The organism is Citrobacter sp. Cb041, assembly GCF_030336655.1.
Classification (GTDB): Bacteria; Pseudomonadota; Gammaproteobacteria; order Enterobacterales; family Enterobacteriaceae; genus Citrobacter; species Citrobacter braakii.
On sequence record NZ_JAOWDD010000031.1, the window covers coordinates 16981 to 29244 of the forward strand.

Consider the following 12264-nt stretch of genomic DNA (forward strand, 5'->3'; position numbering starts at 1 on the left):
CTTGTGGATAAAGAAAGCGGGGATTGTACCTTATGGCACGTGCGGGAGGGGAGAAAAACAAAAGGCCGAAATTTCCGGCCTTTTCAGTTAACGCACGCTTACTTTTCCTGAAGTCCGAGTTTTTTCTCCAGATAGTGGATATTGGTTCCACCGTGCTGGAAATGCTCGTCATTCATGATGCGGATCTGCAGATCAACGTTGGTTTTGATACCGTCGATGATCAGTTCCTGCAATGCGTTTTTCATACGGGCGATTGCTACGTCGCGGTTTTCGCCATAGCAGATCAGCTTACCGATCATTGAGTCATAGTACGGAGGTACGGTGTAGCCTGCGTAAATATGAGACTCCCAGCGCACACCAAAGCCACCCGGCGCGTGGAAACGCGTGATTTTACCCGGGCTTGGCAGGAAGGTGTTCGGGTCTTCGGCGTTGATACGGCATTCTACCGCATGGCCTTTAACCACAACTTCATCCTGCTTGATGGACAGCGGTTGTCCCGCAGCGATGCGCAGCTGCTCTTTGATCAGGTCAACGCCGGTGATCATTTCGGTTACCGGGTGTTCAACCTGAATACGGGTGTTCATTTCAATGAAGTAGAACTCGCCGTTTTCGAACAGGAACTCGAAAGTACCTGCCCCGCGATAGCCGATATCAACACACGCTTTGGCGCAACGCTCGCCGATGTAGCGACGCAGTTCCGGAGTAATGCCCGGTGCTGGTGCTTCTTCGACGACTTTCTGGTGACGACGCTGCATGGAGCAGTCACGTTCTGCCAGATAAATCGCGTTACCCTGACCGTCCGCCAGCACCTGAATTTCGATGTGGCGTGGGTTTTCCAGGTACTTCTCCATGTAAACCATGTCGTTGTTGAAAGCCGCTTTCGCTTCCGCTTTGGTCATGGAGATGGATTGTGCCAGTTCGGCATCGCTGCGCACGACGCGCATACCGCGACCGCCGCCGCCGCCGGAGGCTTTGATAATAACTGGATAACCGATGCGCTTCGCATGAGCGCGGTTAGCGTCCATGTCGTCGCCCAGAGGGCCGTCAGAGCCTGGGACTGTCGGTACGCCAGCTTTTTTCATCGCGGTAATTGCGGACACTTTATCGCCCATCAGGCGGATGGTGTCGGCTTTCGGGCCGATGAAGATAAAGCCGGAACGTTCTACCTGTTCAGCAAAGTTGGCATTCTCAGAGAGGAAGCCATAGCCCGGGTGAATTGCCACTGCGCCGGTGATTTCAGCAGCGCTAATGATAGCCGGGATGTTCAGATAGCTTTTTACGGACGGAGCCGGGCCAATACAGACCGTCTCATCCGCCAGCAATACGTGTTTTAAATCGCGATCCGCGCTTGAATGCACAGCGACAGTCTTGATGCCCAGCTCTTTACAGGCACGCAGAATACGCAGGGCGATCTCACCGCGGTTGGCGATAACAATTTTATCCAACATGTTCGCCTCGTTATTCGATGACGACCAGCGGCTCGTCAAATTCTACCGGTTGACCGCTTTCTACCAGAATCGCTTTCACTACGCCGGATTTGTCGGCTTCGATCTGGTTCATCATTTTCATGGCTTCAACGATGCACAGGGTATCGCCCGCATTCACTTTCTGGCCGATTTCGATGAACGCTTTCGCATCTGGGCTCGGGGTGCGGTAGAACGTACCAACCATTGGGGAGCGTACGATGTGACCACTGATTTCCGCTGCTGCCGGAGCTTCCATACTTGGAGAGGCAGTTTGTGCGACAGCGTTAGACAGAGCTGGCTGCTGCATCACTGGTGCAGCATAAGCCTGTTGCATCATTGGAAAACTTGCAGCTGGCGCCGCACGGCTGATGCGTACAGACTCTTCGCCTTCAGAAATTTCCAGTTCGGAGATGCCTGATTCTTCAACCAGCTCGATCAGTTTTTTAATCTTACGAATATCCATGAGTGGGTTCCGTACTCTTTGTTTAGTGAGATTGTGACAAGCGTTTTACCGCCGTCTGTATAGCATTTTTATAACAGTGAGTGACAAGATGCCACGCATCTCAGGCATTGCACTGGGTGCGGTTGCCATTAAGTGAGATTGCCAGACTTGTTAGTCATTGTGCGGCTATCTTCTGCCATTTTCGGGTAAAAGACAAAATATACCTTCAACATGCGAATGTCACCCTTTCAGCGCTCTAAAAACGCTACCGGGGATAGCAAAGTCGCACATTATAACTATTTCGTAGCAATTGGCAGCTAAATACTGGTCTTATCAGGGAAGATAATCAACCGTTAACATGTAAAGAAAATCGGATCGTCCACATTTTGTAACGCACTGCACATAACGTGAAACTACCGCCACCACTGGCGAAACTTCTTGTAACGGCAGGCTAACAACACCACAGCGAGTGCTGCATAAATAATCGGTTGAGGGGAGATAATTTTTACCGACCACAGATAATGTATGGGTGCCAGGATCGCCACAAGATAGACGAAGTTGTGCAAATACTGCCAATTTTTGCCCAGTTTTCGCTGAGCCGACTGGGTGGAGGTTAACGTGAGGGCGAATAATATGCCCCAACTGGCAATGCCCAGCATCAAATAAGGTCGCGTGATTAATTCCCGTCCTAACAGCGCCAGATTATGAATGCCCAGTTCCAGGAGTGCGTAGCTGGTTAAATGCAACGTTGCCCAGGCGAAACACCATAGCCCTAACAGGCGCCGTGTGCGTATCAATAATGGCTGTTTAGCGTAGCGCGCGAGGGGAGAGACCAGCAAGGTCGCCAGCAAGAATTTCAGAGCTGTCCTACCGGTAAAGTGCTGGATATCTTTGACCGGGTCTGCGCTCAGACCACCGTGATTCACCGCCCAAAATAGCCAGACAAACGGTAAAAAGCCGGCAAGGTGCAGGCAAACTTTCAGCCCGGTAATGTGCTTTGCAGTCAGGCGCACTCAAAAATTCTCCTGCAGGTTAAGACCACGGTACAGCGAAGCGACCTCGTCGGCGTAACCGTTAAACAGCAGCGTGGGTTGGCGCTGAACGTCCAGAATACCGCCTGCGCCAATAAAACGCTCAGTGGCCTGGGACCAGCGCGGGTGATCGACATGCGGATTCACGTTGGCATAAAATCCATATTCATTGGGGGCGGCCAGATTCCAGGTTGTCGGGGGGCGTTCGCGGGTTAGTTTAATACTCACGATCGACTTAATGCCTTTAAATCCGTATTTCCACGGCACAATTAAGCGAATGGGCGCGCCATTTTGTGGGGGAAGAGCTTTTCCATAAACCCCCACGGTAAGCAGAGTGAGTGGATGCATAGCTTCATCCAGACGCAGTCCTTCAACATAGGGATACTTCAGCCCGCCGCCAATAAAGCGATCTTTTTGTCCTGGCATCTCATCCGGCGCGTAGATCGTTTCGAAGGCGACATATTTTGCGTTGCTGGTGGGTTCAACCTGCGCCAGCAGTTTATGTAACGGAAAACCAATCCACGGCACGACCATTGACCAGGCTTCCACACAGCGCATCCGGTAAATCCGTTCTTCCAGTGGGAAACGGGCGGTCAGCGCATCGTGATCGAGGGTGAGTGGTTTTGCCACCTCACCACTGATTTTTAACGTCCACGGATCGGTTTTCAGACTGCCAGCATTGGCTGCCGGATCCGCTTTATCGAGACCGAACTCATAGAAGTTGTTGTAGCCAGAAACTTTATCCGCCGGCGTTAAAGGAAGCGAATTTTGCCAGGCGGCGGGTTTACTGAAATCAAGCGGCTTACCCGCGGGCGCGGGCGGGCGGTCATTCCCCTTAAACCAGCTAAGAAGGTCAGCCTGCGCAGAGAGGGGGAAAGACAACGCGGCGGCGCTGATTCCTAATGCTTTCAGTACCTGGCGGCGTTGCATAAAAAAAGCCGACTCGTCAGTGACGTCGGCTTCTGTAAATGGACGTAATTTCTTCATAACAGACTCCCGGCTTACGCGTCATAACTGACAGGGGACGCGTAGTTAATATGGCAGGGAGTCTGTAGATATGCCGCGAAATTTCGTTAATTAAGTGTAAATTTCTGCGCCAGAGCTTGTTACTTCACCTTCACCAGCGTACGACCTTGCACCTGGTTATTGATGATGGCATCGGCAAACTTCGGCGCATCCGCCAGCGTAATCTCCGTGGCGGCCTGAGCATAGAAAGAGTCCGGCAGATCCTTAACCAGACGCGCCCAGGCTTCTGCCCGGCGTGCCGGCGGGGTCATCACCGAGTCCACCCCTTGCAAACGAACGTTACGCAGAATAAATGGCATCACCGTCGTCGGCAGAGCGAAACCGCCAGCCAGGCCGCAGGCGGCAACGCAGCCACCGTAGTTCATCTGTGCCAGGACTTTTGCCAGAACTTTGTCGCCAACGGTATCAACCGCACCAGCCCACAGCTGTTTTTCCAATGGGCGAGATTCAGCAAATTCATCGCGGCTAAGGATACGGTTAGCGCCCAGGCTCTTCAGGTAGTCGTGAGTACTTTCGCGACCCGAAACCGCCGCAACCTGATAACCCAGCTTATGCAGTAACGCCACGGCCGTGCTACCCACGCCGCCGCTGGCGCCGGTGACGACAATCTCACCGTCTTGCGGGCGAATACCTGCATCTTCAAGCGCCATGACGCACAGCATGGCGGTAAAGCCAGCGGTACCGATGACCATGGCTTTACGTCCGTCCAGCCCTTGTGGCAGCGCAACCAGCCAGTCGCCTTTCACGCGTGCGCGTTCGGCCAGTCCACCCCAATGATTTTCACCCACGCCCCAGCCGGTCAGTAAAACTTCCTGACCTGCATGAAAACGGGGATCTTCGCTTGCGCGCACGGTACCGGCGAAATCGATACCAGGAATCATCGGAAAATTACGAATGATTTTACCCTTGCCGGTGATAGCCAGGGCGTCTTTATAGTTCAGGCTTGACCAGTGGACATCCACCGTCACATCGCCTTCCGGTAGCTGATTTTCGTCGAGGGGTTGAACGGATGCGAGGGTTTTTCCGTCCTGCTGTTCTAAGATCAAAGCCTGCATAACCTGTCCTCAATTCGTATAGTGGATTGGAAAATTATTAATGAAGACTATACTCGCTAATCAAAACATGATGCCGATTCCGCGCAATAAATTGCCAGATATACCTAATTTGGTAGTATGCCCACACTGTTTGTATAAATGGACGGATTTTGCGTTCAGTTTTGCATTTTCGCGCCGCTTTATCACTTTCATGCCTGTTTCATAACTGTCGGAGTTAACACAAGGATGCGATTAACGACGAAATTTTCAGCTTTTGTGACGCTGCTTACAGGGTTAACGATCTTCGTAACTCTGATCGGCTGCTCGCTGAGTTTCTATAACGCGATTCAATATAAGTTCACCACCCGTGTTCAGGCGGTGGCGACGGCGATTGATACGCACCTTGTCTCCCGCGATGTCGTTGCGCTAACCCCGCAAATCGATGAACTGATGGTTTCGGTTGATATCGTGCGCGTCGAACTGCTTCAGGGCGAACACGTGGTGTATGACCACTCCCGAACCAGCAGCTACCGCCCGGCGGGGACGAACAATCTGTATCGTGATGTCACCGTCCCGTTGGTCAAACACCCGGGCATGTCGCTGCGTCTGGTTTATCAGGATCCAATGGGCAACTATTTCCATTCGCTGATGACTACCGCGCCGCTCACGTTGGCGATTGCTTTCATTATACTGATGCTCTTTTTGTCTGTGCGCTGGCTTCAGCGTCAGCTTTCAGGTCAAGAGTTGCTGGAGATTCGTTCAACGCGCATTCTTAACGGCGAACGTGGACCGAACGTGCGGGGGACGGTCTATGAATGGCCTGCGCGTACCAGTAGCGCGCTCGATATGCTGCTGACCGAAATTCAAAGTGCCCGCGAGCAACGTAGCCGACTGGATACGCTGATTCGTTCCTATGTGGCGCAGGATACAAAAACCGGGCTAAGCAACCGCCTGTTTTTTGATAACCAACTGGCAACGCTGCTGGAAGATCAGGAAAAAGTGGGATCGCATGGCGTCGTGATGATGGTACGCCTGCCGGACTTTACACTGCTGCGCGATAGCTGGGGAATTACCCTTGCGGAAGAACAAATTTCAACGCTAATCAATTTGTTGTCGACTTTTATGACGCGCTATCCGGGCGCGTTGCTGGCGCGCTACCACCGTAGCGATTTTGCCATCCTGTTGCCACACCGCACGCTGAAAGAGGCGGAAAGTATTGCCGGGCAATTATTAAAAGCGGTAGATGCGCTTCCGGCTAATAAAATGATCGACCGTGCCGATATGGTTCATATTGGCATTTGTGTTTGCCGCAGCGGTCAGTCGACGGAACAAGTGATGGATCACGCCGAAGCCGCCACGCGGAACTCGGTATTGCAGGGTGGGAACAGTTGGTCGGTCTATGATGACTCACTACCGGAAAAAGGTCGGGGTAACGTACGCTGGCGAACGCTGATCGAACAGATGCTCAGCCGGGGTGGACCCAGAATTTATCAAAAGCCTGCGGTAACCCGTGAAGGACGGGTGCACCACCGAGAGCTGATGTGCCGTATTTTTGATGGCAGCGAAGAGGTTATTTCGGCGGAATATATGCCGATGGTCCTGCAGTTTGGCCTGGCTGAAGAATATGACCGTCTGCAAATCAGCCGTCTGATCTTACTGTTGGGCTACTGGCCGCAGGAAAACCTGGCGATGCAGACAACGGTTGAATCGCTAATTCGCCCACGTTTTCAGCGCTGGCTACGTGATACGCTGATGCAGTGCGAAAAATCATTACGCAAACGCATAATTATTGAACTTGCTGAGGCAGATGTCTGTCAACACATCAGCCGGTTACAGCCCGTCATCAGATTGATGAATGCGCTGGGTGTGCGAATTGCCGTTACGCAGGCGGGTTTAACGCTGGTGAGCACCAGTTGGATCAAAGAGCTTAACGTTGAGTTATTGAAGCTGCATCCAAGCCTGGTGAGGAATATTGATAAGCGAACCGAAAACCAGCTCCTGGTGCAAAGCCTGGTGGAGGCTTGTTCTGGAACACCAACGCAGGTTTACGCCACGGGCGTTCGTTCGCGTAGCGAGTGGCATACGCTGACGGAACGCGGAGTTGCGGGTGGGCAAGGGGATTTTTTTGCCGCATCACAGCCACTTGACACTAACGTGAAAAAATATTCGCAAAGATACTCGGTTTAACCTGCCGTTTAATTCGTTTTCACGTAGAATAACGCGCGCTGTGCCTTCTGGGGGTGTGCTTGTCTGCTCGCCAGGTTGTAACAGCAAACATGCAGGTGAATGACCTTTGACAGGTTGCAAACAAAAGCGAGGAGTGCTGCTGATTTATTCAGCCCTGATGGACTCAGGCCGATTTTGTAACAAAGGAAACGAACTGCACTAATTTTCACCGTAGCAGATGATTTTTGCGCCTTGTCGCTGCTGCGTGTGGTTGGTAAAGTAAGCGGATTTTGTTTTCCGCCCCAGCTTTCAGGATTATCCCTTAGTATGTTGAAAAAATTTCGTGGCATGTTTTCCAATGACCTGTCCATTGACCTGGGTACCGCGAATACCCTTATTTATGTAAAAGGACAAGGCATCGTATTGAATGAGCCTTCTGTTGTGGCCATTCGTCAGGATCGTGCCGGCTCGCCAAAAAGCGTAGCCGCAGTGGGCCATGACGCGAAGCAGATGCTGGGTCGTACACCGGGCAATATCGCCGCCATTCGCCCAATGAAAGACGGCGTTATCGCTGACTTCTTCGTGACTGAAAAAATGCTCCAGCACTTTATCAAACAAGTGCACAGCAATAGCTTCATGCGCCCAAGCCCGCGCGTACTGGTATGTGTACCGGTTGGAGCAACTCAGGTTGAACGCCGCGCGATCCGTGAATCCGCTCAGGGCGCAGGCGCCCGTGAAGTATTCCTGATCGAAGAGCCGATGGCGGCTGCGATCGGGGCGGGTCTGCCAGTTTCTGAAGCAACCGGTTCTATGGTTGTGGATATCGGTGGTGGTACAACTGAAGTTGCCGTTATCTCCCTGAACGGCGTGGTTTACTCCTCTTCTGTACGTATTGGCGGTGACCGCTTCGACGAAGCCATCATTAATTATGTTCGTCGTAACTACGGTTCTCTGATCGGTGAAGCCACCGCAGAACGTATTAAACACGAAATCGGTTCCGCTTATCCGGGCGACGAAGTGCGCGAGATCGAAGTTCGCGGCCGTAACCTGGCAGAAGGTGTTCCACGCGGCTTTACCCTGAACTCCAACGAGATTCTGGAAGCCCTGCAGGAACCGCTGACCGGTATCGTGAGCGCGGTGATGGTTGCACTGGAACAGTGTCCGCCAGAACTGGCGTCTGACATCTCCGAACGCGGCATGGTACTGACCGGTGGCGGTGCTCTGCTGCGTAACCTTGACCGTCTGTTAATGGAAGAAACCGGTATTCCAGTTGTTGTTGCTGAAGATCCGCTGACCTGCGTGGCGCGCGGTGGCGGCAAGGCGCTGGAAATGATCGATATGCACGGCGGCGACCTGTTCAGCGAAGAGTAATCGGATGCAGGTAGGGTAGCCCGCGGGTTGCCCTTCCGCTCTGATACGAGAATACGCATAGACTATGAAGCCAATTTTTAGCCGTGGCCCGTCGCTACAGATTCGCCTTATTCTGGCGGTGCTGGTGGCGCTCGGCGTTATTATTGCCGACAGCCGCCTGGGTACGTTTAGTCAAATCCGAACGTACATGGATACCGCCGTCAGTCCTTTCTACTTTATCTCAAATGGTCCTCGTGAATTACTCGACGGCGTTTCGCAAACGCTGGCTTCGCGTGACCAACTCGAACTTGAAAATCGGGCGTTGCGTCAGGAACTGCTGCTGAAAAACAGCGAGCTGCTGATGCTGGGGCAATATAAACAGGAGAACGCGCGTTTGCGTGAGCTGCTGGGATCGCCGCTGCGTCAGGACGAACAAAAGATGGTGACGCAGGTCATCTCGACGGTTAATGACCCTTACAGCGATCAGGTGGTGATCGACAAAGGGAGCGTTAACGGGGTCTACGAAGGTCAGCCGGTTATTAGCGACAAAGGCGTTGTGGGTCAGGTCGTAGCGGTGGCTAAACTGACCAGCCGCGTGCTGCTGATTTGCGATGCGACGCATGCTCTGCCCATTCAGGTACTGCGTAACGATATCCGCGTGATCGCTGCCGGTAACGGCTGCACCGACGATCTTCAGCTCGAACACCTGCCGGCCAACACCGACATTCGCGTTGGCGATGTGCTGGTTACCTCGGGTCTGGGGGGACGTTTCCCTGAAGGCTATCCGGTTGGTGTTGTTTCTTCCGTTAAGCTGGACACTCAGCGCGCTTATACCGTGATTCAGGCACGCCCGACCGCAGGTCTGCAGCGTCTGCGTTATCTGCTGCTGTTGTGGGGCGCCGATCGTAACGGCGCAAATCCGATGACGCCCGAAGAAGTGCACCGCGTTGCCAATGAACGTCTGATGCAAATGATGCCGCAAGTTCTGCCTGCACCAGATGCCATGGGGCCGCCTGCGCCAGTGCCAGCTCCCGCAACAGGCGTGACTCCAGCGTCTGCAGACACCACGCCGCCACAACCTGCTCCGCGTAAGCCGGGAGGACAGTAAGTGGCAAGCTATCGTAGCCAGGGACGTTGGGTGATTTGGCTCTCGTTCCTTATTGCACTGTTGCTGCAAATCATGCCCTGGCCGGACGATATTCTGGTTTTCCGGCCAAACTGGGTACTGCTCATCTTGTTGTACTGGATCCTGGCGCTGCCGCATCGCGTAAATGTGGGCACGGGGTTTGTGGTGGGTGCCATACTGGATCTCATCAGCGGCTCCACGCTTGGCGTGCGCGCATTGTCGATGAGTATCATTGCTTATCTGGTCGCGCTGAAATTCCAGCTATTCCGTAACCTCGCGCTCTGGCAACAGGCGCTGGTGGTCATGTTGTTATCACTGGTCGTGGATATTATTGTTTTCTGGGCCGAGTTTTTAGTGATCAATGTCTCTTTCAGACCCGAAGTGTTCTGGAGTAGTGTAGTGAATGGTGTGCTTTGGCCATGGCTATTCTTACTGATGCGTAAAGTCCGTCAGCAGTTTGCGGTGCAATAAGGTTGATATGAATACTCTGTATCTTGCTTCAGGTTCTCCACGTCGTCAGGAGCTGCTCGCTCAGCTTGGTGTTACCTTTGAACGGCTGGTGCCTGGGATTGAAGAACAGCGACACCCGCAGGAGAGCGCGCAGCAGTATGTTTCGCGTCTCGCACGCGAAAAAGCGCAGGCTGGCGTGGCGCTGGCGCAGCGCGATTTGCCGGTATTGGGTGCAGATACCATTGTTATCCTTAATGGCGAAGTGCTGGAAAAACCACACGACGCCGCCCATGCCGCAGCAATGCTGCGCAAACTGTCGGGTAAAACGCATCAGGTCATGACCGCCGTGGCATTGGCCGACCGCCGGCACAGTCTGGACTGTCTGGTGGTGACGGAAGTGACGTTCAGAGCACTAACCGATGAGGACATCGCGGGCTATGTTGCCAGCGGTGAACCAATGGATAAAGCAGGTGCATACGGTATTCAAGGGTTGGGTGGCTGTTTTGTCAGGAAGATCAATGGCAGCTATCACGCCGTAGTCGGCTTACCGCTGGTAGAAACGTATGAGTTGCTGACCAATTTTAACGCACTGCGTGAGAAAAGGGATAAACATGACGGCTGAATTGTTGGTAAACGTAACGCCATCGGAAACTCGGGTGGCTTACATTGATGGCGGTATTCTGCAGGAAATTCATATTGAACGTGAGGCGCGACGCGGAATCGTAGGCAATATCTACAAAGGTCGTGTAAGTCGTGTACTTCCGGGTATGCAGGCGGCTTTTGTAGATATTGGACTGGATAAAGCCGCATTTCTTCACGCTTCAGACATCATGCCGCACACCGAATGCGTGGCGGGTGAAGAACAAAAACAGTTCACCGTGCGCGACATTTCTGAACTGGTTCGCCAGGGCCAGGATCTGATGGTGCAGGTGGTAAAAGATCCGTTGGGTACGAAGGGCGCACGCCTGACGACGGACATCACGCTTCCTTCCCGTTACCTCGTCTTTATGCCGGGTGCTTCGCACGTTGGCGTTTCCCAACGTATCGAAAGCGAAACCGAACGCGAACGCCTGAAAAAAGTGGTGGCGGATTACTGCGATGAACAGGGCGGATTCATCATTCGCACAGCGGCGGAAGGCGTCTGCGAGGAGGATCTGGCCTCGGATGCTGCCTACCTGAAGCGCGTCTGGACTAAAGTCATGGAGCGTAAAAAACGCCCGCAAACGCGCTACCAGATGTACGGTGAACTGGCGCTGGCGCAGCGCGTGTTGCGTGATTTTGCTGATGCCCAGCTTGACCGGATCCGCGTTGACTCTCGTCTGACTTATGAAGCGTTGCTGGAGTTCACAGCGGAATATATCCCCGAAATGACCAGCAAGCTGGAACATTACAGCGGGCGCCAGCCCATTTTTGATCTCTTTGACGTTGAGAATGAAATCCAGCGCGCGCTGGAACGCAAGGTTGAACTGAAATCCGGCGGCTATCTGATCATCGATCAAACTGAAGCAATGACCACCGTCGATATCAATACCGGAGCGTTTGTTGGGCATCGTAATCTCGACGACACTATCTTTAATACTAATATTGAAGCAACGCAGGCCATTGCTCGTCAGCTGCGTCTGCGTAACCTCGGCGGCATTATCATTATCGATTTTATCGACATGAATAATGAAGACCACCGTCGACGGGTACTGCACTCTCTGGAACAGGCGCTGAGCAAGGATCGCGTAAAAACCAGCATCAACGGTTTTTCACAGTTGGGCCTGGTGGAGATGACGCGCAAACGCACGCGTGAAAGCGTGGAGCATGTGTTGTGCAACGAGTGTCCGACCTGTCATGGGCGCGGTACGGTGAAAACCGTGGAAACAGTATGCTATGAAATCATGCGCGAAATCGTGCGGGTACACCATGCATATGACTCCGATCGTTTCCTGGTTTATGCATCTCCGGCAGTGGCTGAAACCCTGAAGGGGGAAGAGTCACATGCGTTGGCGGAAGTGGAAATCTTTGTCGGCAAACAGGTTAAAGTACAAGTCGAACCGCTGTATAACCAGGAGCAGTTCGACGTTGTCATGATGTAATCTGGCCTGGTAAACGCCCAATGGCGATACCTTGCAGGCCGGAGAAGGCGTTCACGCCGCCATCCGGCAAGACGGTTTTGTGAGTCACATTT

The 12264-nt window shown here is 53.0% G+C and carries 11 protein-coding genes; 6 read left to right on the plus strand and 5 right to left on the minus strand.

Annotation, left to right across the window (positions count from 1 at the left end; translation table 11 throughout):
• Positions 1–98 precede the first annotated feature (98 nt).
• The 5 genes from accC to acuI form a co-directional block, all read right to left on the minus strand.
• Positions 99–1448, minus strand: a complete 1350-nt coding sequence (accC, locus tag OGV52_RS06580; RefSeq protein ID WP_003828838.1) for an acetyl-CoA carboxylase biotin carboxylase subunit — start codon at positions 1446–1448, stop codon at positions 99–101.
• 10 nt (positions 1449–1458) lie between these two features.
• Complete coding sequence (gene accB / locus OGV52_RS06585) at positions 1459–1929, minus strand: acetyl-CoA carboxylase biotin carboxyl carrier protein (RefSeq protein WP_003025210.1); 471 nt, start codon at positions 1927–1929, stop codon at positions 1459–1461.
• Between the two features lie 392 nt (positions 1930–2321).
• Positions 2322–2921: a protein-methionine-sulfoxide reductase heme-binding subunit MsrQ gene (gene msrQ / locus OGV52_RS06590; RefSeq protein ID WP_016157592.1), complete on the minus strand. Its 600-nt coding sequence runs from the start codon at positions 2919–2921 to the stop codon at positions 2322–2324.
• Entirely contained in the window at positions 2922–3926 is a 1005-nt protein-coding gene (msrP, locus tag OGV52_RS06595) for a protein-methionine-sulfoxide reductase catalytic subunit MsrP (protein WP_016157591.1), read from the minus strand. It abuts the gene before it with no gap.
• A 119-nt stretch (positions 3927–4045) separates the two neighbouring features.
• Complete coding sequence (gene acuI, locus OGV52_RS06600; protein ID WP_047358541.1) at positions 4046–5020, minus strand: acrylyl-CoA reductase (NADPH); 975 nt, start codon at positions 5018–5020, stop codon at positions 4046–4048.
• Between the two features lie 225 nt (positions 5021–5245).
• On the opposite strand from acuI, the gene csrD reads away from it, so the two are divergent.
• From csrD to rng, 6 genes are all read left to right on the plus strand, one after another.
• Positions 5246–7186 (plus strand): RNase E specificity factor CsrD, encoded by a 1941-nt coding sequence (gene csrD / locus OGV52_RS06605; RefSeq protein WP_016154717.1) that lies wholly within the window; start codon positions 5246–5248, stop codon positions 7184–7186.
• A gap of 306 nt (positions 7187–7492) precedes the next feature.
• Entirely contained in the window at positions 7493–8536 is a 1044-nt protein-coding gene (mreB, locus tag OGV52_RS06610; protein WP_000913396.1) for a rod shape-determining protein MreB, read from the plus strand.
• A gap of 64 nt (positions 8537–8600) precedes the next feature.
• The gene (gene mreC / locus OGV52_RS06615) at positions 8601–9623 is read left to right on the plus strand and encodes a rod shape-determining protein MreC (protein WP_049283194.1); all 1023 of its coding nucleotides are present in this window, start codon (positions 8601–8603) and stop codon (positions 9621–9623) included.
• Positions 9624–10112 (plus strand): rod shape-determining protein MreD, encoded by a 489-nt coding sequence (gene mreD, locus OGV52_RS06620; protein ID WP_047499764.1) that lies wholly within the window; start codon positions 9624–9626, stop codon positions 10110–10112.
• A gap of 7 nt (positions 10113–10119) precedes the next feature.
• Positions 10120–10713, plus strand: a complete 594-nt coding sequence (locus tag OGV52_RS06625; protein WP_220221898.1) for a Maf family protein — start codon at positions 10120–10122, stop codon at positions 10711–10713.
• Complete coding sequence (gene rng, locus OGV52_RS06630; RefSeq protein WP_003828822.1) at positions 10703–12172, plus strand: ribonuclease G; 1470 nt, start codon at positions 10703–10705, stop codon at positions 12170–12172. Before OGV52_RS06625 ends, rng begins: the two co-directional genes overlap by 11 nt.
• The last annotated feature ends 92 nt before the right edge of the window (positions 12173–12264 follow it).